This window comes from Paucihalobacter ruber, from assembly GCF_006494535.1.
Lineage (GTDB): Bacteria > Bacteroidota > Bacteroidia > Flavobacteriales > Flavobacteriaceae > Paucihalobacter > Paucihalobacter ruber.
Genome location: NZ_VHIQ01000002.1, coordinates 532,990 through 558,830, shown reverse-complemented (window position 1 = coordinate 558,830; position 25,841 = coordinate 532,990). Strand labels below are relative to the sequence as shown.

General features: G+C 34.6%; 22 protein-coding genes. 10 read left to right on the top strand and 12 right to left on the bottom strand.

The window, feature by feature from the left end:
• Positions 1–28 precede the first annotated feature (28 nt).
• The 6 genes from FJ651_RS06065 to FJ651_RS06040 form a co-directional block, all read right to left on the bottom strand.
• Complete coding sequence (locus tag FJ651_RS06065; RefSeq protein WP_140989563.1) at positions 29–808, bottom strand: GLPGLI family protein; 780 nt, start codon at positions 806–808, stop codon at positions 29–31.
• 227 nt (positions 809–1,035) lie between these two features.
• Positions 1,036–1,824 (bottom strand): GLPGLI family protein, encoded by a 789-nt coding sequence (locus FJ651_RS06060; RefSeq protein WP_140989562.1) that lies wholly within the window; start codon positions 1,822–1,824, stop codon positions 1,036–1,038.
• A 641-nt stretch (positions 1,825–2,465) separates the two neighbouring features.
• Positions 2,466–3,443 carry a carboxypeptidase-like regulatory domain-containing protein gene (locus FJ651_RS06055; protein WP_216746090.1) on the bottom strand — a complete coding sequence of 326 codons (978 nt, stop codon included), beginning with the start codon at positions 3,441–3,443 and terminating at the stop codon, positions 2,466–2,468.
• Between the two features lie 37 nt (positions 3,444–3,480).
• Positions 3,481–5,310 (bottom strand): GNAT family N-acyltransferase, encoded by a 1,830-nt coding sequence (locus FJ651_RS06050; RefSeq protein WP_140989560.1) that lies wholly within the window; start codon positions 5,308–5,310, stop codon positions 3,481–3,483.
• Positions 5,311–5,332: 22 nt separating this feature from the next.
• Entirely contained in the window at positions 5,333–6,583 is a 1,251-nt protein-coding gene (locus FJ651_RS06045) for an aspartate kinase (RefSeq protein WP_140989559.1), read from the bottom strand.
• 1 nt (position 6,584) lies between these two features.
• Entirely contained in the window at positions 6,585–7,058 is a 474-nt protein-coding gene (locus tag FJ651_RS06040) for a GNAT family N-acetyltransferase (RefSeq protein WP_140989558.1), read from the bottom strand.
• 127 nt (positions 7,059–7,185) lie between these two features.
• Here FJ651_RS06040 and fbp point away from each other — a divergent pair, with 127 nt between their 5' ends.
• The 3 genes from fbp (at position 7,186) to FJ651_RS06025 (ending at position 12,950) form a co-directional block, all read left to right on the top strand.
• Positions 7,186–8,193, top strand: a complete 1,008-nt coding sequence (gene fbp / locus FJ651_RS06035; protein WP_140989557.1) for a class 1 fructose-bisphosphatase — start codon at positions 7,186–7,188, stop codon at positions 8,191–8,193.
• A gap of 69 nt (positions 8,194–8,262) precedes the next feature.
• Positions 8,263–11,616 (top strand): transcription-repair coupling factor, encoded by a 3,354-nt coding sequence (mfd, locus tag FJ651_RS06030; RefSeq protein ID WP_140989556.1) that lies wholly within the window; start codon positions 8,263–8,265, stop codon positions 11,614–11,616.
• 35 nt (positions 11,617–11,651) lie between these two features.
• Positions 11,652–12,950 (top strand): TlpA family protein disulfide reductase, encoded by a 1,299-nt coding sequence (locus FJ651_RS06025; RefSeq protein WP_140989555.1) that lies wholly within the window; start codon positions 11,652–11,654, stop codon positions 12,948–12,950.
• Between the two features lies 1 nt (position 12,951).
• Here FJ651_RS06025 and FJ651_RS06020 read toward each other — a convergent pair whose 3' ends face one another.
• Positions 12,952–13,317 carry a 6-phosphogluconate dehydrogenase gene (locus tag FJ651_RS06020; RefSeq protein WP_140989554.1) on the bottom strand — a complete coding sequence of 122 codons (366 nt, stop codon included), beginning with the start codon at positions 13,315–13,317 and terminating at the stop codon, positions 12,952–12,954.
• Positions 13,318–13,412: 95 nt separating this feature from the next.
• Positions 13,413–14,357 carry a nicotinic acid mononucleotide adenyltransferase gene (locus FJ651_RS06015; RefSeq protein ID WP_140989553.1) on the bottom strand — a complete coding sequence of 315 codons (945 nt, stop codon included), beginning with the start codon at positions 14,355–14,357 and terminating at the stop codon, positions 13,413–13,415.
• Between the two features lie 131 nt (positions 14,358–14,488).
• Here FJ651_RS06015 and FJ651_RS06010 point away from each other — a divergent pair, with 131 nt between their 5' ends.
• Positions 14,489–15,490, top strand: a complete 1,002-nt coding sequence (locus FJ651_RS06010; RefSeq protein ID WP_140989552.1) for an NAD(P)H-dependent glycerol-3-phosphate dehydrogenase — start codon at positions 14,489–14,491, stop codon at positions 15,488–15,490.
• Positions 15,491–15,543: 53 nt separating this feature from the next.
• Here the strand turns inward: FJ651_RS06010 and FJ651_RS06005 are convergent, their stop codons facing one another.
• Complete coding sequence (locus FJ651_RS06005; RefSeq protein WP_140989551.1) at positions 15,544–16,491, bottom strand: sterol desaturase family protein; 948 nt, start codon at positions 16,489–16,491, stop codon at positions 15,544–15,546.
• 899 nt (positions 16,492–17,390) lie between these two features.
• On the opposite strand from FJ651_RS06005, the gene FJ651_RS06000 reads away from it, so the two are divergent.
• From FJ651_RS06000 to FJ651_RS05975, 6 genes are all read left to right on the top strand, one after another.
• Positions 17,391–18,044, top strand: a complete 654-nt coding sequence (locus FJ651_RS06000) for a hypothetical protein (protein ID WP_140989550.1) — start codon at positions 17,391–17,393, stop codon at positions 18,042–18,044.
• A gap of 621 nt (positions 18,045–18,665) precedes the next feature.
• On the top strand, positions 18,666–19,241 hold the full coding sequence (locus tag FJ651_RS05995; RefSeq protein WP_140989549.1) for a hypothetical protein: 576 nt from the start codon (positions 18,666–18,668) through the stop codon (positions 19,239–19,241).
• A gap of 536 nt (positions 19,242–19,777) precedes the next feature.
• Positions 19,778–20,368 carry a hypothetical protein gene (locus FJ651_RS05990; protein WP_140989548.1) on the top strand — a complete coding sequence of 197 codons (591 nt, stop codon included), beginning with the start codon at positions 19,778–19,780 and terminating at the stop codon, positions 20,366–20,368.
• Positions 20,358–20,954, top strand: a complete 597-nt coding sequence (locus FJ651_RS05985) for a hypothetical protein (protein WP_140989547.1) — start codon at positions 20,358–20,360, stop codon at positions 20,952–20,954. Before FJ651_RS05990 ends, FJ651_RS05985 begins: the two co-directional genes overlap by 11 nt.
• A 472-nt stretch (positions 20,955–21,426) precedes the next feature.
• Positions 21,427–22,830: a M23 family metallopeptidase gene (locus FJ651_RS05980; RefSeq protein WP_140989546.1), complete on the top strand. Its 1,404-nt coding sequence runs from the start codon at positions 21,427–21,429 to the stop codon at positions 22,828–22,830.
• Positions 22,817–23,296: a hypothetical protein gene (locus tag FJ651_RS05975; RefSeq protein ID WP_140989545.1), complete on the top strand. Its 480-nt coding sequence runs from the start codon at positions 22,817–22,819 to the stop codon at positions 23,294–23,296. The genes FJ651_RS05980 and FJ651_RS05975 overlap by 14 nt, the downstream gene beginning before the upstream one ends.
• A 500-nt stretch (positions 23,297–23,796) precedes the next feature.
• Here the strand turns inward: FJ651_RS05975 and FJ651_RS05970 are convergent, their stop codons facing one another.
• The 3 genes from FJ651_RS05970 to FJ651_RS05960 form a co-directional block, all read right to left on the bottom strand.
• Positions 23,797–24,192: a hypothetical protein gene (locus FJ651_RS05970; protein WP_140989544.1), complete on the bottom strand. Its 396-nt coding sequence runs from the start codon at positions 24,190–24,192 to the stop codon at positions 23,797–23,799.
• Positions 24,193–24,267: 75 nt separating this feature from the next.
• Positions 24,268–25,287: a phenylalanine--tRNA ligase subunit alpha gene (locus FJ651_RS05965; RefSeq protein WP_140989543.1), complete on the bottom strand. Its 1,020-nt coding sequence runs from the start codon at positions 25,285–25,287 to the stop codon at positions 24,268–24,270.
• Between the two features lie 152 nt (positions 25,288–25,439).
• On the bottom strand, positions 25,440–25,796 hold the full coding sequence (locus tag FJ651_RS05960) for a hypothetical protein (protein WP_140989542.1): 357 nt from the start codon (positions 25,794–25,796) through the stop codon (positions 25,440–25,442).
• Positions 25,797–25,841: the final 45 nt, after the last annotated feature.

The window sequence follows — 25,841 nt, the reverse complement described above, 5'->3', positions numbered from 1 at the left end:
TTGATTTTAATTGACAAACTGTTACTATCTAATTAGTTTCCCATTCGTAAATTAATTCTAGACCTTTACGTTCAATAGTGCTGCTTTCAATTCTGTGCTCCTTCGGCATTTTAGACATCATTAACTTTTCTCTCGATTTTCTGTCTTCTGCTTTTGATTCTATATACGCTCTCAAGATGATGAGATTATATTTTGAATAATCAAAATCTGTTAAAACAATTTGTTCTTCAACCGGATATAATATATCGGTTGCATACCAAGTATATAAATTATCGACGTCTGCTGCTTCCAAAATTAAACCGGGTAGGCCATGAAGTTTCCAAGGCCCGGCCGAAATCGGGATTTCTGTGGTATACCATGCAATAAACGTTCTACCTCTAAAATTTACAACAGCCTTATTACACTTAAAATTATTAATGGTCTTAACTTCATTTAAAAGTTGCCAATCCAATTTGACTGTAGTATCGTCTAAAATAACAGGCTTACCTTCGTGTAATAAATTTTGACGCATTGTTTGTTTGCCCCTATCTATTATTAATGTACTACTATTACCGGAATTAACAATTTTAGGAGCTATTATCCTATTATCGCCTTCCGAAACTATTGGATTATTTAAATTAGCTTTTTGTTTATCATCAATAGTTTTTACATAATGAGACATCACATAATTGGCAAAAAGGTCTGTTTTAAAGGTAATTTGCCTGTTATTTGTAAAAGTAAAAGTCTCTTCATAACTTACTCTTAAGGTTTCTTGAGAGAACACAGAGGTAACCACGAACAATAAACAATTAATAAGTAATTTAGCCATATTTTTAAATTATCTAATCTCGTAGATACTGTGCAATGTAAATATTATAATACGATTGAACCCTCATCGCACACTCTGTAGCAGGAGTAATACCAAAAACTTCTATCACTTAATTAAGATACACTTATAAAAGTTAAAGATATAAACAATCATTGTTTTTTCGTGATTCAAACAATTTAAACTTTAATCGTGTAATTCTCTCCAAAATTCAGAACAAAAGTTACTATCTAATTAGTTTCCCATTCATAAGTTAATTCTATACCAGCTCTTTTGGTTACAGAGCTAATAATTGTATAATCTTTATTCATTTTAGAATTTCGCATTTTATCGTCATTTTTTCTTTCCCTTTCTACAAGTTCGATATAATCCTTAAGTGTTATTTTTATTTTGTCATGCGTCTCAGGCTCCGCAATGGATACTTTTTCCAAATAAGGAAATTGAATTGATTTTGATACCCAACTAAAAGTTTTACTTTCATCGTAAATTTCTAAAATAAGACCTGGTAATCCTGAAAACTTCCACGGTCCTGAACTAATTGGAATGTCTGTAGTAAACCAAGCAGTATAGTTTCTGCCTCTAAAATTAACTTCCGCCTTATTACATAAAAAGCTTCCAACTAACTTCGTTTCTTTTAAAACAATCCAATTGAAATCCTGTTTCCTTTCCTCAATTCTATAAATTTTATCTTTTATATTAGATGTGTGATAGAGTGTTTTATCTTTTGAATTTTGATAAACATACACATCTTTTGAGTTTGATATATTATTAAAGATTTTAATCGTATTGTTACTGTCTTCTTCTTCATTTTCAGGACTATATTTATAATTATCATGTCTTGAATAAACTACATATAAAGATGAATTATTATTTGCAATCAAGGAAGCATCAATGTTAAATGTAGTATTTGCTCCAAAATGACTTACAAAATGATAATTAACATATATGGTGTTATCAATATTTTGACCGAAACAAATACATTCACAAATAAGTAAAAGAAATAATATATATTTATTCATAAAATTAAAGTGCTAAAAGAAAATTTCTAAATGCAACATAATCCCTTGCCCTAGCTCTGCATTGTTCGATGTTGTCAACCAGTCCCAAATTAACTCTTTCTTGTGTAACCCATCTTTCTCCCGTATACGGATTATAATGATAAATATCTAATGTAACAACACAAACACTTTCAAATTCAACCACTTTAGTATGACTTTTCGCAAATGAACCGAAACAAATAATTGATATAAAAGATATTAAAAATAAATTTTTCGTAATAAAAATAATTAAAAGTTAACTTCATTGTGAAGTCAACCCATTAAACTGAATTACCTTTAGAAGTTTTAGTAGAAGATTTTGTTAGAAGTTTTATAAAAAAACTCACGCCAGTTCTGTTGCAACAATTGTAAATGCCAATAGAGGATAGATCTTCTACAACTATCATTTAAAGGGATTTACAGTGTAAATATATATATATATACTTAAATTGCAAATTATGTAATTAAAAAATTTGAAAATTATTTTTCCGGAATTCTTCAAAATTTTCTTGGAAACCGTGATATTATTGAGAAACTTCTAAAAACAGAAAACAAAACTTTAACATTTTGATTTAGAATACTATCTAGACTCAATAATTATTTTATTAAATAAAAATCCTAATTTAGTCTTCAACCTCCAACCCAAAATCAAAAGGTAAACTATCGCCCAAACGCTGGTTGCCCATTACACCTGTGAATAGTAAATTTGCAATGGGTGCATAATTCCCGTAAGCGTCAATTACAAAGTAATCGGCTGTTAATTGTATGCCCGATTGGTGTTTCTTATCATAAAGTACACTCAATCGCTTATCAAACGTTACCTGCTTTAGATTAGAATCTGAAACATCTGTTATTTTGAATGCCTCGTAAGGATTGACTTTAAATTTATTACGAAATATTTGAAATTGCTCTTCCTCTAATTGTTGGTGGTACAAAGCTCTTATAAAATGTTGTACTGAACCTTTAAAGGTTTTCTGTCTAAATTTATTAAGCTTTTTCGCATCAACTTTGCCAATAGATTTGTAATAAGTGGTGCCCGTATAAATTACAGACTTGACATTGAAAAGATCTTGCTTCTCGTCTACATATTTATAAGCAATTTCAAAATCGATAATATCGTACAAAATTTCGTATTGAAGATTGTTATTAATCACCTTCACCGGATTTTTAGCGGTAGCGGTAAGCGTCTTGGAAGGTTTATGATACCTCAAAATAATATCGCCTTCATTGAGTATTTTACACGATCTGCCGTTAGCCGAGGTTCCTAAAAACTCCTTTTTAAATTGTTTTAATTTTTGCTTTCTAGTTAGACCGTCGTTATCGGTTAACAAAACTTCATCTAAAACATCGGTTTGTTCTTTTAGTTTAATTTGAAGCTGCTGAAGGTTTCTGTAATTGGCAATGATTTGTTTTTCATAACCCAAAAAAGACACCACTAAAACCGACTGAACCGCATCGGTATAATCAATTGAAAATTGGCCATTGGCGTTGGTTGTAGTGCCTATAGTTGTGTTGTCAAAGTAAACGGTGGCGCTTTCAATAGGTTCTAAGGTATTGGCATCAACCACAACACCTTTTAATGTTTGTGCATACGAAGACATAGCGATAAATGGAACAATCAGGCTAAAAAGATACCATCTATTTTTCACTGTTTTCGGTAAATTTGCGTTCCAGTTCGGCCTGGAATTCTTCCATCACCGGGCGAACGGTACTTTCGGGTAAATCGGCAATTTTAATGTACATCAAACCATCAACAGAGTTGTTAAACAACGGATCTACATTAAAAGCCACCAGCTTGGCATTTTGCTTGATGTATTTTTTAAGTAACACCGGTAAGCGTAAAGCTCCGGGTTCTACTTCGTCTATAATTTTATCGAACTTATTTAAATCGGCTTCGGTAGCATCAAAAACAAAGTCCTTATCGGCGTCTTTTAGCTTTACCTTGAATTCCTTCTTAGGATGCACATATTGCGCCACGTAAGGATCGTAATAATGAGATTTCATAAACTCAATCATCAAACTCTTCGAGAAATTTGAAAACTGATTACTTATACTAACGCCTCCAATTAAAAACTTGTGTTCCGGATGTCTTAAGGTTGTATGCACAATTCCTTTCCAAAGTAAAAATAAAGGCATTGGTTTTTGCTGGTATTCTTTAATGATAAATGCGCGACCCATTTCAATAGATTCGCTCATCATTTTGTACAATTCGGGTTCAAACCTAAATAAATCCTGAAGGTAAAAGCCGTCTATGCCATAACGTGCAAAAATCTGCGAACCCAGACCCATTCTATAAGCACCGGCGAGGCATTGCGCCTCATTATCCCATAAAAATAAATGATGGTAATAAGTGTCAAAAGTGTCTAAATCAATATCTTTATTGGTGCCTTCGCCTACTTCTCGAAAGGTAATTTCACGAAGTCTACCAATTTCACGTAAGATGTAAGGAATTTCTTTTGCCTGAGCTAAAAAGACTTCGTAATTTTTACTAACCAGTAATCGTAATTCTTGTTGCCGTAGTGTTTCAACCTCTTTTGACATCAACTCCTTACTTACAGGTTGTACCACTTTTTTTGGTGGCTTTTGAACCTTTAGGGATGACTGAATATTTTTAAGAATTTTATCCTTAGGTTCAAAAACGTTGGAAAGCATGTAGGTTTTTCTTCTTAAAAATTCTGAAAGCTGCGCAATGTCTTCATGCTCATTTTGCTCGGCAACGCTAATAGGTCTGCCAATTCTCACCTTAATGACGCGCCTTTTTTGGGTAAGCAATTCAGATGGTAATTTGGCCGTTCGCAGGGTGTCGCTAATTTTAGATAACCTGTAAAACAATTTGCTGTTTTTAGCGTGAAAATAAATTGGCACCACCGGAACCTGCGCTTTTTTAATAAGTTTAATAGCAGCTTCTTCCCAAGGCTTGTCTACCATTAATTTGCCGTCGCGATAGGTAGAGACTTCGCCTGCCGGAAAGATTCCCAGCGGATGACGGTTTTGTAAATGCGACAATGCACTCTTAAAACCTGCAACACTGCTTTTAACGTCTTTACGGTCTTCAAACGGATTTACAGGCATGATGTAAGGTGCCATTGGCTCAATGCGATGCAATAAAAAATTGGCGATAATCTTAAAATCGTCTCGCTGTTCCAACATTAATTTTAAGAGTAAGATACCATCAATACCACCAAGCGGATGATTAGAAACCGTGATGTAAGCACCGTCTTTTGGCAAACGTTTTAAATCTTCGTCAGGAATTTCGAATCTTATATGAAACTCTTCCAAAATACCATTTAAAAACGGTAATCCCGATAAGTGCTTGTTGCGAAGATAAATTTTATTAATGGTTGAAATCTTTAATAACTTCATCAAAATCCATCCAAAAAAGGTTCCTAAAAAGCCATATTTGTTAGCATTAATGGCAATTGCAATTTCTTTGGCACTAACTAAACCTTTATTGTTTTGGGTTTCCATCTTCACAAATGTAGTGAATTGTTTATTTGGTTACTATTTGAACGGTTTCTTGCAACAATTGTTTCAACAACACAGTTTTGCCCGCTTCAACAGATTTTACAGCTTGGTCTGTATAATGTCTAATGGTATACAGCGAAACGTTTTCGAAATGTTCTACTTTAAACTTAGCTTTTAAGTGTTGTAACAGTTTTTCGAGGTTATTGTAGATGTTGTCTACACAAACCGAAAAACTAATGGCAGAATTTTGAATCACATCTACCTTCATTTTGTACTGATGCAACAATTTGAAGATTTCGCTGATATTTTCTTCCACTATATATGAAAAATCTAAAGACGACATACTTATCAATACCTGATTTTTCTTCACGATATAACACGGCACCTCGGGCTCTATACCGATACCTTTGCCCACTTTGGTGCCGGGATTTTCGGGACTTATAAACGATTTTACGTATAGCGGAATTTCTTTTCCCTGTAAAGGCTGAAGCGTTTTTGGGTGAATCACCGATGCGCCATAAAAGGCCAACTCAATAGCCTCGCGATAAGAAATGCTATTAAGCAGTTGCGCATTCTCGAAATAACGCGGATCGGCATTTAAAACTCCCGGAACATCTTTCCAAATGGTAACGCTTTCAGCATTGAGGCAGTAGGCAAAAATAGCGGCCGTGTAATCACTGCCTTCTCTACCTAAAGTGGTGGTAAAATTGTTGTCGTCACTACCTAGAAAACCTTGGGTAATATTGAGTGTTTTGGTATTGATTGTTTCAGAAATTTGTTGTTGCGTCACGTACCAATTGACGTTGGCCCGACGGTAATAATTATCGGTTTTAATCAATTCTCGTACATCAATCCACTGGTTATTGAAACCCCTTTCGTTTAGGTATGCACTAACGATAGTGGTAGAAACAAGCTCGCCAAAACCAATCACTTGGTCATAAACAAAATTATAATCGGGTGACTTGTTACGCTTAAAAAAGCCTGCCAATTCTTCAAACCATTCGTTTACTTTTTTAAAAACGGCATGCTGTTCGTTTTTAAACAAATCAAGAAGAATTTCGTTGTGATACTTTTTTACATCCTGAATAGAACTTTGTAGTTCGCTTTGCTTATTGAAGTAATTATTAATAACCACTTCTAAGGCATTGGTGGTTTTACCCATAGCCGAAACCACAATCAACGTATTGTTGTGCCCAACCGTTTCGAGCACTTTTACCAAATTCATGACACCGGCGGCATCCTTAACCGAAGCACCACCAAATTTAAATACACGCATGTTAGTTCTTAAATTTATAATTGTTAATACCGTTTTGGTCTAAATGTACCACACGCCAGGTTTCCAAAATATTGGCGCCTTTTTGTTTATAGAATTCTATGGCATTGGTATTCCAGTCGAGTACTTCCCAACTAATGCGTTTAACCCCTAATTCTTTACCATAAGCAACCACTTTGTCTAGCAGTGCTGCACCAATCCCTTGTGCGCGATAATTTTGGTTGACGATTAAATCTTCGAGATGTAAAACCGTTCCTTTCCAGGTTGAAAAACGCGTAAAAACCAAAGCCATACCAACTATCTTGGAGTCTATTTCGGCTACAAAGCATTTAAATTCGGGATTGGTTCCAAATCCGGCGTTGATGAGATAATCTTCGGTCACCTCGACGGCGTTGGGCTCTTTTTCAAAAATAGCGAGCTCGGTAATGAGCGCTAAAACGGCTTTCATATCGGTTTTTACAGCTGGTCTAATGGTCATTTCTACAAGGATTTTTAAGCCCACAAAGATAACGGAAACTTAACAATAAAAATGAGATATTTCATCTTACGAAAACGTTGTAGTTTGCTAAATTATACGATATTTGTAGCGAAATATAACTGAGCGTATGCAACAAACACATAAAACTCTTGGCGAATTTATTATAGAAAACCAATCTGCTTTTAAATACACCTCGGGTGAACTTTCCAGACTTATCAACTCAATCAGATTAGCAGCCAAAGTGGTGAACCACGAAGTTAACAAAGCAGGTTTAGTAGACATTTTAGGTGCCGCCGGCGATACCAATATACAAGGCGAAGATCAGCAAAAACTAGATGTTTACGCCAATAAATTGTTTATTCAAACCCTTACCAATCGAAATATTGTTTGCGGTATTGCCAGCGAAGAGGAAGACAGTTTTATCAGCATTAACAGCCAAGACGAACAACATCAAAACAAATACATTGTTCTTATCGACCCATTAGACGGCTCGTCAAACATTGATGTAAATGTTTCGGTTGGCACCATATTTTCGGTTTACAGACGTGTAACACCGCTTGGCACAGCGGTTACTTTAGAAGATTTTCTTCAAAAAGGGAGTCAGCAAGTAGCAGCCGGTTATGTTATTTACGGTACCTCAACCATGCTGGTGTATACAACGGGTTGTGGTGTGAACGGTTTTACTTTAAATCCGGCTATTGGTTCGTTTTACCTGTCGCATCCCAACATGCAATTTCCTGAAACCGGTAAAATATACTCAGTAAACGAAGGCAATTATATTCATTTTCCGCAGGGCATTAAAAATTATATTAAATATTGCCAGATGGAAGAAGGCGACAGACCGTACACTTCAAGATATATCGGTTCTTTAGTGTCTGATTTTCATAGAAATATGATTAAAGGCGGCATTTATTTATATCCTAAAAGTTCAAAAGCCGGTAGTGGTAAATTACGCTTGCTATACGAATGTAACCCCATGGCATTTTTAGCCGAGCAAGCCAATGGCAAAGCCAGCGACGGTTTTACCAGAATTTTAGACATTGAGCCAACCGAGTTGCATCAGCGCGTGCCTTTTATTTGTGGCAGTAGAAAGATGGTTGAAAAAGCGGAGGAGTTTATGCTAAAGTATTCCTAAAGAAGCTTTTTTCAGTTTTATAAAATAAACTTCATAAAATGCTTAATTTTGCACCTCAAATTACAGAAATTGAGTATTCATTCAATCTCGAAGTATTACGAACGGAGTGCCGAAGTGGCATCTCTGCAAAATGCTATTACCAATTCTGAAACTTCTGCGCTCTCAAGAGTACATTTAAAAGGTGCTATTGGCTCATTGTTATCCTTTATTATTGCCGAAAGTTTTAAAAGGAGTCAAAAACCTTTTCTACTCATTTTTAACGACAAAGAAGAAGCCGCCTATTACCTGAACGACCTGGAAATCATGCTAAATGATAACGACGTATTGTTTTATCCGGGAAGTTACCGCAGACCCTATCAAATAGAAGAAACCGACAATGCCAATGTACTGTTGCGCGCCGAAGTACTCAACCGTATCAACTCGCGTAAAAAACCAGCCTTAATAGTAACTTATCCCGATGCCCTATTTGAAAAGGTAGTTACCAAAAAAGAACTGGAGAAAAACACCTTAAAATTAGCAGTTGGTGAAAAAATAAGTATCGACTTTTTAAACGAAACCTTGTTTGAATACAAGTTTAAACGCGTAGACTTTGTTACAGAACCCGGCGATTTCTCGGTTCGCGGTGGTATTGTTGATGTGTTTTCTTATTCGCATGATGAGCCCTACCGCATTGAGTTTTTTGGTGACGAAGTAGACAGCATTCGCAGTTTTGACGTAGAAACGCAGCTTTCTACTAACAAACTCAAAAAAGTGAGTATTTTGCCCAATGTTGCCAACAAATTTTTGCAAGAAAAACGCGAGAGTTTTTTACAGTACGTTAGTTCTCAAACCTGTGTTTTTATCAAAGATGCAGCGATGATGTTCGATAGAATCGACGATTTTTTCAACAAAGCAATTGTAAATTTTAAGGCACTGTCTTCTGAAATTAAACACGCTACCCCTGAAGAATTATTTTGCAATGCCGACGCATTAAAACAAGAGTTATTACAGTTTAACCTCATCGAGTTTGGTAACAGCCATTATTTTAAAACTCATCAGGACATACAGATTAAAGCCGGGCCACAGCCGGCCTTTAACAAGCAGTTTAACTTGTTGGTTGAAGATTTAAATAGTCTGCATCAAGACGGTTTTACCAATTTTATCACCTGTATTAGCGAGCAACAAGCCAGGCGTTTTCACGATATTTTTGATGATATAGGTGAAGTAGTTCACTACAAAACCGAAGTGACCACACTTCACAAGGGGTTTATAGACTACCAGCAAAAGATTGCCGTTTACACCGATCACGAAATTTTTGATCGCTACCATAAATTTCACCTTAAAAACGGGTATGCCAAAAAACAAGCCATTACCCTTAAGGAGCTGACTAATTTAGAAATTGGCGATTATGTAACTCATATAGACCACGGGATTGGTAAGTTTGGTGGCCTGCAAAAAATAGATGTCGAAGGCAACAAACAAGAAGCCATTAAACTTATTTATGGCGACCGCGATATTTTATATCTCAGCATTCACTCTTTACACAAAATAAGCAAGTTTAACGGTAAAGATGGCAAGCCACCAAAAATATATAAATTGGGCAGCTCGGCCTGGAAAGCCCTCAAGCAAAAAACAAAAACCAGGGTTAAAGAAATTGCCTTTAACCTCATCAAGCTTTACGCCAAACGAAAGCTTAAAAAAGGTTTTCAATACGCACCGGATAGCTACCTTCAGCACGAGTTGGAAGCCTCATTTATATATGAAGACACACCAGACCAAATCAAGGCAACCGCCGATGTAAAAGCCGACATGGAAAGCGAGCGCCCAATGGACCGCTTGGTATGTGGTGATGTGGGTTTTGGCAAAACCGAAGTGGCTATAAGAGCTGCTTTTAAAGCGGTTGACAATAACAAACAAGTGGCCGTTTTAGTACCAACCACCATTTTAGCATACCAGCATTACCGAACTTTTTCTGAACGACTAAAAGATTTGCCCGTTACGGTAAATTATCTCAACCGCTTTAGAACCGCCAAAGAACGCAAGCAAACACTTGATGATCTTGAAAAAGGAAAAGTAGATATCATCATAGGAACGCACCAGTTGGTAAATACAGCCGTTAAATTTAAAGATTTAGGCCTGCTTGTTGTAGACGAAGAACAAAAGTTTGGCGTAGCGGTTAAAGAAAAACTTAAAACACTTAAAGAAAACGTAGACGTGCTTACCTTAACGGCTACGCCAATACCCAGAACCTTGCAATTTAGTCTTATGGCTGCCAGAGATTTATCTGTTATTAATACGGCACCGCCAAACAGGTATCCTATTGAAAGTAAAGTTGTAAGATTTAGTGAGTCTGTTATTAGAGATGCCGTAAGTTATGAGTTGGAACGTGGCGGACAAGTATTTTTTATTCACAACCGCATTGAAAACATAAAAGAAGTTGCCGGCATGTTACAACGATTGGTGCCAAACGCCAAAATTGGTATTGGCCACGGACAAATGGAAGGCAAAAAACTAGAGCAACTCATGCTGGCCTTTGTAAATGGGGAGTTTGACGTATTGGTAAGTACAACCATTGTTGAAAGCGGCTTAGACGTACCCAACGCCAACACCATTTTTATTAATAACGCCAATAATTTTGGACTAAGCGATTTACATCAAATGCGAGGTCGGGTTGGTCGAAGTAATAAAAAAGCCTTTTGTTACTTTATTACACCCGAATACAGTGCCATGACCAACGATGCCCGAAAACGCATTACCGCCTTGGAACAATTTACAGCCTTGGGCAGCGGTTTTAATATAGCCATGAAAGACCTTGAAATTCGTGGTGCGGGCGACTTATTAGGCGGTGAGCAAAGCGGATTCATCAATGAAATTGGTTTTGAAACCTATCAGAAAATTTTAGCAGAAGCCATTGACGAGCTCAAAGAAAACGAATTTAAAGACCTCTACAAAGACGATTCAACTACCAAACAATACGTAAAAGACGTTACCATAGATACCAATTTTGAATTACTGTTTCCTGATGACTATGTTAACAACATCACCGAACGTCTTAATCTCTATACCAAGCTCAACGAATTAAAAACCAACCAAGAACTTCAAAATTTTGAAGATGAATTAATAGACAGATTTGGGCCACTGCCAACACAAGTTGAAGATTTGCTCAACAGTGTTAAGATAAAGTGGATTGCCGCTAATATTGGTCTTGAAAAAGTAGTAATGAAAGATAAAAAGCTTATTGGTTATTTTATTCAAGACCAGCAAAGCAGTTTTTACCAAAGTGCCGCCTTTACCAAATTACTTAACTTTGTGCAACAACACGCCAATATTTGTAAAATGAAACAAAAACAAACCAGAGCAGGTATGCGTTTACTAATTACTTTTGAGCCTGTAAAAAATGTAAATCAAGCTTTGAGTTTGTTATCGCCATTAATGGCAGAATAATTGATGCTATTGTTATGAATCTGTAATTTATAAAGATGATGAAACACTTTCAGTTATTGATATTTTTTCTTTCTACAACCTTCGGGTTTGCCCAATTTACTATTTCAGGAACTTTTTCGCCTGCCGAAGATTTTACCTATGCCTTCTTATACAAATCCAGTCCCGATGGTGCATCGTACGTAGACCGTGCCCAAACCAATGCAGAAGGAAACTTCAGTATTACATTAGACAGCACCGCAACACCCGGTATGTATAAAATTGTTTATGCCATACCACCCGAAGATCACAACTTTGATATTATTGTAAACACTCAAGAAGATATACATTTTAATTTCAGTTTTGACGATGGCATTACTTTTACCGAATCTAAAGAAAATAAAATCTGGGCTAATTACGTAAACGCCATTCAAGAGGTGAACATGACCATCAGTAATTTTTACCAGTCTGAAAGTAAAAACAAGTCCGAATACCAAGCCATATTTAAGTCGCTTAAAGAAACTCACGAAGCATTTTTGGAAGACGCAAACGGTTTGCTGGTAACCGCTTTTATTAAAGCCAATGAGCCTTATTTCCCAAAGGATTTTGAAGATGCCACGACCTATTCAAATCATTTAAAAGAAAATTATTTAAAACATGTGGATTTTAGTAGTGAGTTGTTACAAAGTTCCGACTTTCTAACAGACCGCGTTAATGCTTATATGTTTGATATGGTTGACAAACCAAACGCAGACAACTACAAACAACTACTGTTTGAGGTTGACGAATTGATTGGTAATAATTCTCATTTTAAATCTATTGTCTACACCAACATCTGGCAACGATTTGTAACTAACAACCAAACTGAAATGGCCATTTACATTACAGACCGATACTTATTAGATTTAGCCGAAAAAGAACAAAATGAACCTTTAAAAAATGCGTTGTTAGCCTATAAAAATACAAGTATTGGTGCTAAAGCTGTTGATTTTGAAATTCCTTTAAGTCAAACAACTCTTCACAATTTAAATTCGGCCAAAAATTATTTGCTTATTTTTTGGAGCAGCAGTTGCAGCCATTGTTTAAAAGAATTGCCGGTAGTAAAAGCAATGCTTGAAAACCAGCCGGATATTCAGGTAATAGCTGTTGGTTTGGAAGAAGATTTAGAACAATGGGAAAGCGAACGCCAAAAATACCCCGAATTTATGCATGCCATTCAACTCAACAAATGGGATGGCGATTTGGTCAAGGCCTACGATATTAAAAGTACACCTACCCTTTTTCTATTAAACGCCAATAAGATAATAATAGAAAAGCCCAACGACGCCGAAGCTTTAAAAGAAATTTTAGGATTATAAATTAATTTTTTAATTCGGTCACATCTACGGCAATGTAGTTGGTTTCCCCAACCCATGGCATAGACTTATATCGTTCTTTATAAGCTACCTTTACGCGTTTGCCTTCCAAAGCGTTCAACTTGGCAACTACCTCATCACTAATAATTGAAAAATCCCAGATATTACCTTCAAGCCCTTCAACATTAGAAGTTCTCAATCCACCCATATTGAGTTGTGCTTCGTTTGTTTTAAAAAACACGCCTTTCTTGGTAACCTTAATTAGCTGGCCAGAGCGTGTACCTTCAGAATAGGTCCATGAACTTACCCATAAATATCCGGCGAAACCTACAACGGCAATGAGTATAACGATGGTTAAAAATTTTTTCATTAGTAAGATTGATTTTAGTTGTATAAATATAAAAAAAACGCCCGGTTAACAAACAGTTTTCCCGAGCGTTTAGAAACTAAATAACCAACCAACATTTAGTTTCGTTTTGATTGTCTTGGATTGGGTTTTTTATCGACCATTTGTGTTCTCATCTTGGGGTTGTTGGTTGAGACCTCAGCTTTACCCATCGTTGATCCATCTCTTAAATATTGTATGTAGCCTCTACCAACAAACTCGTAAACAGTGCCGGATGCATTGTGATACAATTGTATTCTGGCATCGTTTATAACGCTAAGTTCAAAAAATTCATTGTTGAAAAAATCATAATCTAATGTTAATCTTTTGAGGTAGAAGTTACCTGGTATATTTCCAACACCGTAAACACCGGTATAATCCCAAAAGATAAGGTTGGTATTTGAAATACCGAAGTCTCTCGAGCTTCTAAAGGAATTATCATTTCCACCCGACAAAAACTGCAGGTAATTTTCGTTATCAAATTCGTTTAAAGCCCCGAAGTTACTTGTGTACACTTTTTCCCAAGCGTTATATTCCTGAAGGAAATAATGAATATTATCATAGAAAATAAAGTCGTAATCAAAATTTGAACGCTGAAAACCTTTCAAAAAATACGAGGTATCGTTAAACGGATTATATAACTCAATCGTATTGTTATTAATGATATACACATCAAATGTTTGAAAACCGTCCACGTCGTGATATACATCAAGAATGTTATCGTAGGCATTGTAATCGCCAACTGCAATTCCGAAACCGTTACCTTGAGAACCAAAGCCAACCAGGTTGTTATTGGCAAACAACATACCGTTTCTAAACGATAAGGTAAATGCTATTTGTAAAAATGGGGTTTGTCCATAACCAAGGGTTTGATTGATATCCACGTACCATAGCTCGTATGAATTGAGCACCTGATTTAAAGATAATTGAGGGGCTGTATCTACAATTATAATGTCTTCTCTGTAACAAGAGGTAAACATGGTTGCTGTTAAGGCAAAAACCGAAAGTAATTTTAGTGCTCTCATAACTCAAGGATTTATGGGTTCATAATTTGAAGTTTTCAAATGCCGTGCCAAAACTTAAGTTGAAGACCTTAGCGTGCTTGGTTCAATTTATTTTTGATTACTTTTGAATAGCTAAAACATCCATTAAAAAAATGAGTCAATCCCTTAAATATGCCGTTTTTGGCGCCGGTAGCTGGGCAACCGCCATAGTTAAAATGCTTTGCGAAAATCTCGACGAGGTTGGTTGGTACATGCGCAGCGTTTACACCAAAGAACATTTGTTAAGAGAAAAACACAATCCTAATTATTTGAGTTCGGTAGAATTCAAGACCGAGCAGTTAAAACTCAGTAACGATATTAACGAGATGGCCGCCTATGCCGATGTACTCATCTTTGTAATTCCATCGGCTTTTATGCATAGTGAGCTTGAAAAATTAACGGTTGATATTTCAAAAAAAACCATTGTTTCTGCGGTAAAAGGTATTATTCCTGAATCAGGGTTATTGGTAGGCGAACATTTTCATGACATTTACAACATTCCTTTTGAAAACATTGCGGTGATTGCCGGTCCGTGCCACGCCGAAGAAGTTGCATTAGAACGTTTGTCTTATCTTACAATTTCGTGTGCCGACGCCAAAAAAGCACAGGAAATTGCCAGTAAATTGTCTAACAGCTATATCAAAACCAAAATAAGCGATGATATTATTGGCACCGAATACGCTGCCATGCTTAAAAACATTTACGCCATTGCCGCAGGTATAGCTCATGGTTTGGGCTATGGCGATAACTTTCAAAGTGTGTTGATGAGTAACGCCATTAGAGAAATGAAGCGTTTTATCAAGAAGATGCACAAGATGAAACGCAATATTAACAACTCGGCTTATCTGGGCGATTTGTTGGTAACCGGTTACTCTACCTTTTCAAGAAACCGCATGTTTGGTAATATGATTGGTAAAGGGTATACCGTAAAATCGGCCATGATGGAAATGAATATGGTGGCCGAAGGTTACTATGCGACCAAAAGCGCCCATTTGCTCAACGAAAAAAATAACAAAAAAACCAGATTACCCATCATCAATGCGGTTTACGCTGTTTTATATGAAGGTAAAGACCCAAAGAAAGTGTTTGCTAAGTTGGTAGACCAATTAGACTAATAGTTGTATAAATTATAATCATTAAAATGAAGAGTCTAAGCAGTTGCTTGGCTTCATGCATTGGTGCTGTTATCTAGTTTGTTGTCGCCTTTTTTAGATAATTTTCTTATTTGCTTTATAGTTAACGTACTGCCATCATGGCTCCATCCAGGCTGACCAAAGGCGTACATAAATTTATGGCGCCAGTTTCTGGATTTTTTCATATCTACCCAAATGTTTTGGTATTCATGTGTTAAGATGGTCCATATATTGTGAGAGTTTGGTGGTGTTGTTACACCGTATTCTATGTCGATAGTTTCGTCGAGTTCCTTCCAAGTGCCAAACATTCTATCAAAGATATTAAGGATCCCACCATGGTTTTTGTCCATATACTCAATGTTTTTGGAATGGTGTACCTGGTGCATGGTATGAGTATTAATGAATTTTTCTATAAACCCCATTTTAGAGATATACTTGGTATGTAGTTGAAATTGCCACAATGCCTCAATTCCAAGACAAACAATAAGCATTTCCGGCGGAAAACCTAACATTACAATCCACACATAAAAAAAAGGTTTGTAAACAATAGTGAACCATCCGTTGCGCACAGCCGTTCCCAAATTAAAATTATCGGAAGAATGGTGCACAATATGGGCTGCCCAAAAAAATCGTACCATATGATTTTGCCTGTGGAACCAGTAATATGCAAAGTCGTCTAGTAGCATACAAAGAATCCAAACATACCACGCATAGCCAAAAGACTCCCAGCCAAAAATATTGCTTCTAACACCATCAACCATTGGATTGAACAGTTCGTAAACATAAGAAAAAATCAAGATTGCAGAAACAGTTTTAGTTAATGCGGCAATAACAGCGGAACCTACGCCAATAGTAAGACTGGCGGTAAGGTCTTTCCATTTGTAAAGATCTTTATTGTTGGTATGTTTACTGTAGGTAAGTTCTAGTAAAATCAGTCCTAAAAAGCAAGGAACCCCGTACACTAAAGGGTTTGTAAAATCCATGTAATCTATTGTTTAGTTTTGGTGATTTTTATCAAAAAAATCATAAGCGCATAAGGTACAGTTCTTAAATTCAATGCTGTTACATTTAAGAATAAATTACAATAAAATTTCAACGTTAAAGGCCAATTTCACCTAAAGCATAGATTTCTGTTTTATAGGTTTTGAAGATGCGGCTTCTAAATAGAATGATTTAAATTAATTTAAATAACTTGATATTAAACTCACAGGTCTTGATCCCGAAGCATAGGGACTGTAAGGTTTTTTAATGATAAAACATATCGTGCAATTTAAATCCAGCCCTTTCAGGGTTCGAAACCCTGAAAGGGCTTAATAACACCTGTTTTCAAATTAATATATCATCCAAATTTTTTAAGATGTCCACTAATCAACTTAATCCCATGATGTTAAAATTTAAATTTTAACATTTCACTTTGGAGTCAAGCACAGCAAGACTTTCAAGGCATTTATAGTTTTAATTCTACCGTTTTTTGAAAATTATTTTTTTGAAAAATTTGTAATTTATTAATATATATATTTACAGTGTAAATCCCTCTTGCAGTTAGTCTTAGAAGTCCTAACCTATTTTGGTATTTACACCTGTTGCAACACAACCGGCGCCGGTTTTTTTTCTTAAAACTTCTAAACAGACTTCTAGCATTTTTTAATGACTTCTTTTTTATAAATTTTAAATATTTACAACTATCAACTTATTGCTAATAGATATTACATAATGATCAAATATTTTGAATAGTTAAAAGACGAAAATTATTAAATTTTTGGTGTTTCCAAAACATGAAAATTTAATAAGGAAATCAAATATTTTTAAAGTCATTTATTATCAGATATTTTTTTCATTTGAAAATATTTCTAACACATTATTCAAACTAAAAAAAAAATCCATGAATATTCTAAAATCATTCAGACAACCTTATTTATCTATATTTTTATCATCTATAATTTTGTTGGTTTCCTGCTCAAGTGATGATAATCACCTTAAAAATGTAATGACCCCTGAACAGTTATTAATACATTTGAAAAATGATAACGATTTTAATCTACTAGTATCAAAAAATACTGCGTTTTCAAATCTCTTATTTAATACCTTAAAAACCTCTCAATTGAAATTAGACAACGATTCCAATAGAGAAGTAGATTTAAACAATTTAATGATTGAACTAGATATTTTGGGTGATTACATCGCTTATTCCATGGAAATTAATGTTCATTTACAAAATATTAAAAGTAAGTACCCAAATTTAGCTATCTTAACAGAAGATAATATACTCAACGTTTATAATAATTTGTCTACGCAAGACCCAAATTCCAGACTTCCCCAAAGATTACTTGTTGATTGTGATGCTCAATTTCAGTCAGACATGCAGGTAATTCATGATCAGTACGACACAGCTGTTAGTATATGCACAATTGCTACTCTTTTAACTCTTGCTCTAGCTTCACCATGTTTTATTGCCGCAGTGGGGAATGCAACTTTTCAAACTGCTGTTGCAATTGATAGGCACACTCTTTGTACCAGAAACCAAAATAATAATTAACTTGTCATATCATGACCAATGAAATGTACATATTTACAATAGTGACTTTATTAAGTCTTTATTATTATTACCAACATTATGTTATAAATAAAGGAATTATAAGTAAAATAAAATTTGGTAAAATACTTTATATTAGTAACATTATTTTGGCTGTTTATTTGATTTATACAATCTCATTTAATTCAATTAATGTATATAGTCTTTGGTTTATATCTCCATTACTAATAATTGGTTTTTGGTATAGTTATCAATTTTATAAAATAAAAAATTCGTTTTTCGACTACCTGTATTTAGGTATAACATTACTATTAGTTTTGGTTGTTTTTTATAGCCTTAATTGAATCAGACTGCATAGTCTCAAGAATTAATACCCTACACACGTAATAAAACCCTTTTAGACAATAATTTCTACAAGGGTTTTTATCAGCTCATTTGCTGGCACAGGTGCCTCCTATCAAGTTGGGGCTGGTGAAGGTTGTTACAGTGGAACTCCTGTGGGTTGCGGTCATTTTGGGGAAGTTTATTATGATTCATCAGGTAATCTCGAATTTATTGACTACTGTGAAACATCAGGAGCTGCAGCACAAGCCTATTGTTGTTAAACCGAAAAATTATTGAAATATGAAAAATTTAATTTTACTCATGTTTATTGTTTCTCTTGCCTCGTGTGAAAATAGCGAGCCAACAATAAATGAAATTGATTCTACATCTAAAGAATTGCTTACTCAATTAAATCCCTTTGCTCCGAGTTATCATCCTATTCTTATGGCATTACATAGTGATGATATAAATTATTTGTACGATTTTTACAATAATAAATTAAATCAGTACAGAGATGAAGAGTTTTTTAAAGTTGGAAAGGTTCAAATAATTGGTAAACTGATTAAGGAAAAAGAATTTCTCTTGAAAACTAACCAAAATGCTTACCAACTTATTTTAAACGACATATTTGATGATCAATTACCGAGCCCATCACTAATAGAAAATGTAATTAAAATAATTGAAAATGATGAGCGTTTATCTAGTCAAGTAGACGTTAAAGGCGTCCTTAATAAAAACAGAGAATTCATAAAAACTATGACCAAAAATTTAAAAAAGATTAGAAAGTCTGAATACCAGCCTAATCCTGCGACTGAAACAGATCTAAGATTTTTAGGCTTTGAGGAGTATATTTCCAAATATGTTGATTTAAATTAATTATGAATATCTTATTTATAACCTCACAGGTTTCGATAACCTGTGAGGTTTTTTAATGATAAAACATATCCTACAATTTAAATCCAGCCCTTTCAGGGTTCGAAACCCTGAAAGGGCTTAATAACACCTGTTTTCAAATTAATATATCATCCAAATTTTTTAAGATGTCCACTAATCAACTTAATCCCATGATGTTAAAATTTAAATTTTAACATTTCACTTTGGAGTCAAGAACAGCAAGACTTTCAAGGCATTTATAGTTTTAATTCTACCGTTTTTTGAAAATTATTTTTTTGAAAAATTTGTAATTTATTAATATATATATTTACAGTGTAAATCCCTCTTGCAGTTAGTCTTAGAAGTCCTAACCTATTTTGGTATTTACACCTGTTGCAACACAACCGGCGCCGGTTTTTTTTCTTAAAACTTCTAAACAGACTTCTAGCATTTTTTAATGACTTCTAGAGCAAATCTTCTAAACGTTTATGTTTAATTAGTTAATCCATGAAAATCTTGGATGACAAAAAATTTAAATAATGAAAAATTATAATTTATTAATATTCAAATTATTACTGGTCACAGTATTATTAACCAATTCATGCTCAACTGAAAATGAAGTAACCGAAATAACTAATGAAGATACAGCTTTAATGCGGACAGAAGAGGCTGAAGATTGCACTGTAGACGAGGTAAAAGTAAAGTTTGTAGGAAAATTACATAGAGGAGAAAGATGGAGCGAAAGTAATAATGTAGCACCTTGTACCCAAAGTTTTGGGATATGCAACTTCAAATTTAAGGAGGTTACAGTTAAAGTTAAATGTAAATCATCATTAAATAAATTCATCGAAAATTACGAAGTATTAAAAGGTGATGAGGAGACTACATTTCTATCTTTTGCACCTACAACAAGTCCGTTAGTTATAAGACTTTCCTTTTTAGAACCCCCAAAAAATTATCAGTCAGGTGTATTTATTTCTAAAGATGATGATGATGTTTTAATTCCTTCAGAAATATCAACTCCTCTTGGATTCTCAAAATCATTATTTATATTAGCAGATGACTATATATTCCAAACAAATAATGATTATCCTTATGGCTATGTCGATTTAAACGTCTATGAAAAATAAATTTAAAATATTTTTAATTGTGATTTTGGTATTAGGAATCTTAGTCTCCTGTCAACCAATTTTTAAATTAGTTACAGGAGTTAAAAACCCGAAAGTTTACGTAAGTAACCAAGACCGGATTGAGTATTACAACCCGTGGATTGAAAATAAGGAAGCCGCAATATTGATTAAAACTATAGAAAACCAGAAGTCATTTGTATCTGTGTTTCAAGCTTTAGAAGAGGTGTCATTCCCAATTTTTATTATAGAAGACATTCAAAATAAAAAGTCTTACACCGTAAATTGTTATGAGGATTTTGATTACACAGTAGAATTACTTGATCAAAAAAAACTTGATAAACTTAAAGAGACACAATTGCCTATATTAAAACTTGTTGACAGTTTATCTAATAATTTTATAACCAAAGAGACTTTTAATAAATCGAAGACTACAAAACAAGATGGCTATCATATCCGTATTGTACACGGTACATTTTTAGGCAAAAAATTAAGGAAACGTATTTCTGGTGTTTTCAATAGTTTAGACCCAATTTCATCAATCACCATATTAGATTTGAGTATTGACGAAGATTCAAAAAATGACTAAAATTTTAAACCTCACTGGTTTTTGAAACCTGTGAGGTTTTTTTTAATGAAAATCTATCTTACAATTTATTAAACTAGCTTTTAAAGGACTTAAAACAACTTATATTACAAATTAATATAACCCGCATTTTTGGAGAATTTCCCCAATATTCTTAATACCAATGCGTTAAAATTAAATTTTAACATTTCACTTTGGAGTCAAGCACAGCAAGACTTTCAAGGCATTTATAGTTTTAATTCTACCGTTTTTTGAAAAATATTTTTTTGAAAAATTTGTAATTTATTAATATATATATATATATATTTACAGTGTAAATCCCTCTTGCAGTTAGTCTTAGAAGTCCTAACCTATTTTGGTATTTACACCTGTTGCAACACAACCGGCGCCGGTTTTTTTTCTTAAAACTTCTAAACAGACTTCTAGCATTTTTTAATGACTTCTAAAAAATTGTGTTTAATTTAATACTTTGTAAATGCAAAAAGTCTATTATTTTAAAAACATGCTATGGGTATTATTAATATTTGTGGCATTACTAATTACTTTTCAGGCTTGCGAGCGAGATAACATTCTGCTCGAGCCGGTAAACAAACAAAATATAAAAACAGTTACAAAAGCCGATGCCTTTTATCATCTTCAAAATAATATAACTATGAATAGATCTGGCACATCATTTGTTACCGAGATAGATGATGCTGTTGTATATGACAGTCTTATCAATTCAGATGAGATGCTTGCTACCATTGCTGTGCAAACACAGTTTGTGAATGCTAATAGCAGAATTTTAATGATTGAAATTAACGACACTATTCAAACTGCTGTTTATAATATGTTCTCTAAAAATAATTTCGAAACCGATACTTTTTACGGTGATGTTTTAATTACTGATTTAGATGGAAACATTTTAAACGCTCTAAAAGTTGAGGATGGTTATTATGTAGCTCAATATTTACTGCCCGAAAATTTTAGTGTGAGTAGCAATGTTTATTCTCGTTCAGGTGGTTGCCAAGAGTGTCCGGAATTTGTTGATTGTAACATGTGTGGTGAACTTGGTGAAGTAGTTGTAACTTCTACAAAAAAGATAAAAGTAAACGTTATTTACTGTTATTTTTGTTTACTCTCACAAGGAGATCAACCCGAAAACGAATCTATTGATGCCGAATGGAGCGGCCCGGGCGGCAGTAATAACTCAGACCCTAATGCTTGCCCAACAGGCTATATAAGAGATGATAATAACAATTGTGTGCCACAATGTCCCGAGGGTGAAGAATGGGTTGAATCTTTACAACAATGTGCACCTAAATGCGATAGCGGATTTGTAAGAGACGTACAAGGCAATTGTGTGAAAAAGCCTTGTGAAGGTGATCCTGTTTTAAATCCTGAGATAGCCTCATCAGGCTTGTCTGGAAAACGGGGAGGTACTTTTGGATGTACAAGAGTAGATGCATCTACGAGTTGTGAAGGTAGAGCCGGCGAAAAAAAACATGATGGATTAGATGTAAAAAGCGACTTAAATAGTAGTCTATTTTCAATGTACTCAGGTACAGTAACAAATGTGAGAAATTCTTTTGAAGCTGGAGAATATAGAAAAAATTCTTATGGTAACTTCATTACTATAACATCAAATATTAACGGTACTACCTATAACATAAAATATAATCATCTTAATAGTGTATTTGTTGAAATAGGGCAAACAATTGGAGTGGGGCAAATCATTGGATTAACCGGCAATACTGGTAATGCTGCTCAAAAAGGAATTATTCCTCATATTCATATTCAAATATATAACTCGAATTACACTCAAAGTTTGGATCCAGAAGATTTTCTTCTAACAAAATTTGACGAAAACCAAAACCCAATAGAAAATGACTGCAATTAACATAAAAACAGGAATTATATCAATAATTTGTTATTTAACATTTTTAAATTGTAATGGACAAATTAATGCTATAAGTAAGAACGATATTACGGTTAATAATAATATCATATTAGGAATGAGTACAGAAAATTTCACCACATTGTTTGGCATACCAGTTTCAATCAAAAATGAATATTTTGAAATATCTGATAAAAATGCCTTAGTTTACCAATATGATGGTGGTACATTTTGGTTCGTTGATGATTCTTTACATTACTTTAGGATTTATAGTAGCGCATTCAGTGTTTTTAACAACGGTATTACTGTAAACCAAAATATAAATGCGACGGAATTATTGTTCCCATTAAGTTTTCTCAATAAATCAAATAATGCTTTAATTATTAATATAATAGAATACGATCGTTTTATTACAATAGAATATAATGATTTTAATTGGATAACGTCAATTGAGGTAAATAGTTATTAATTGGTTTTATGTTGATACCGAAACCAAAGTTTTACAACCAAATAAAATGGTTCAAAATAAGAAATCATCGTTTGACTACCTTTATTCATATGTATTTCTCTTTATTCTTTTAAATTTTTATCTTGACGGTATTAGGCTGTAATATATAGAATTAACACCCTGTTTATGTAATCAAACACATTTAGAAAATAACCATTTAAAGGGGTTTTTAAACAGGCTATATAAGAAATGAGAATAACAATTGTGTGCCACAATGTCCCGAGGGTGAAGAATGGGTTGAATCGTTGCAACAAATTGTCTCTGAATGTGATAGCGGATTTGAAAGAGATATACAAGGCAATTAAATGAAAAACCAAAGAAAAGCATTTCTGGTGTTTTCAATAGTTTAGACCCAATTTCATCAATTACCATATTAGATTTGAGTATTGACGAAGATTCAAAACATGATTAAAATTTTAAACCTCACAGGTTTTTGAAACCTGTGAGGTTTTTATTGATATTCACTCTGCCAAAACCCCTTTAGCCGTTAATAAAGGAACAGCCCTTAGCGAGTGCGGTTTTACCGTATTCGCTTTTAATACAAAGTTGCGGTGGTACATACTACCATCTTTAAAAAAGCTAACGCTGTAAGTGTTATTAATGGCTAACAAATCTTCTTGAAGCCATTCTATTTTAGCATAACTTTTGGCAGGTAGCAGTTTTATTTGGTGTCTGGTTTGTGCGGTACTTTTATGGTCTTTAAACCCTTTGGTAACTATAATTACTATTTCAAGTGGTTCGGGTAGGTTGTTGATGAGGTAGATGTTCCAGTCTAAAGCCTTAAACTCAGGATGCAATTCTTGAACCGCGGCAATGTGCACATCTTTAACTTCGGGGATTTGGATGTCTTTTTTCATGGCCTCCTCTAACTCCTCCAAAGGAGGAGAACACTAATTATGGTTGTTTTGTTCAATATTTGTTAGAGAGAAAAATTAAAACGCACTTTTAAACTGCTCCAGAAAACGCACATCGTTTTCGCTGAGCAATCTAATATCGCTAATTTGGTGCAACAGTAGAGCAATGCGATCTATACCCATACCAAAGGCAAATCCGGAATAGGTTTTTGAATCGATACCGCAATTTTCCAACACATTCGGGTCTACCATACCACAACCCATAATTTCGAGCCAGCCGGTTCCTTTGGTCATTTTATAATCAGTTTCGGTTTCTAATCCCCAATACACATCTACTTCGGCACTGGGCTCAGTAAACGGAAAATACGAAGGACGCAACCTGATTTTAGACTTACCAAACATCTCGGTAGTGAAATATTGAAGGGTTTGTTTTAAATCGGCAAAGCTCACATTTTTATCAATATACAAGCCTTCTACCTGATGGAAAAAACAATGCGAACGCGCCGAAATAGCTTCGTTTCGATATACTCTGCCAGGCGAAATGGTTCTAATAGGTGGTTTGTTGCTTTCCATATAACGCACTTGCACTGAACTGGTGTGGGTACGCAACAAAATATCGGGGTTGGTTTGAATAAAAAAGGTGTCCTGCATATCGCGTGCCGGATGGTATTCGGGCAAGTTTAATGCCGTAAAATTGTGCCAGTCGTCTTCAATTTCCGGACCTTCGCTTACATTAAATCCAATTCTAGAAAAGATGTCGATAATTTGATTTTTTACAATAGAAATTGGGTGTCTCGCACCTATGGCAATAGGTTCGCCGGGACGAGATAAATCGCCGTATATTCCTTTGGCCAACTGCTGATTTTCTAAAACGGCTTTAAGAGCATTCACCTTTTCTTCGGCTGCATTTTTTAAGGCGTTTACTGCCAGACCAAAATCTTTTTTCTGTTCGTTAGGTACACTTTTAAAGGCTGCAAAAAACTGATTGAGCAATCCTTTTTTACCAAGGTATTCTATACGAAATGCTTCTATTTCCTGTGCTGAAGTAGATTGAAACTGCGCTACTTTTTCTATATGCTCTTTGATTTGATCTATCATAACCTAACGTTTTATTCAAAAATCCTAATCTTTTGAATTGGAGTGCAAATTTAGTTTTTTTTACGAAACCTGTGTTAGCGATTGAGCAATTGTTGTCCCCAACAAGTTGGGTAGAAAGTGCGACCCGAAAGGTATTAGGGGTAACACCGCGATTAATCGATGTATTCGGTTTCTAAAAAATAGTTAACAATGGCTTCTTTCATGAGAATGCTTTGTTCTCCCGATTTTAGAAACGGCAATTGCTCTTTTACTTTATAATGAGGCCAGCCTTCGTTATCAATATAATCAAAATCATAAAAACCATAAGGTTCGAGTAAGCGGCAAATGGCAATGTGCATGAGCTCTAACTTCTGGTCTTTGGTAAATTGCCTGTGCGGTTGTTGTAGCTCCTGGAGTCCGATTAAATATATAATGGCATCGAGGTCTAAGGTGTCGCCCTCGGCAAATTGTTGCGATAATTTTGAAACCACTTGTTCCCAACGTTCTTTTAGTATTTGATCTCTAGACATAACAACTGCGCTAACTCTCGAATTTTTAGATTGGCAAAGTTAAGT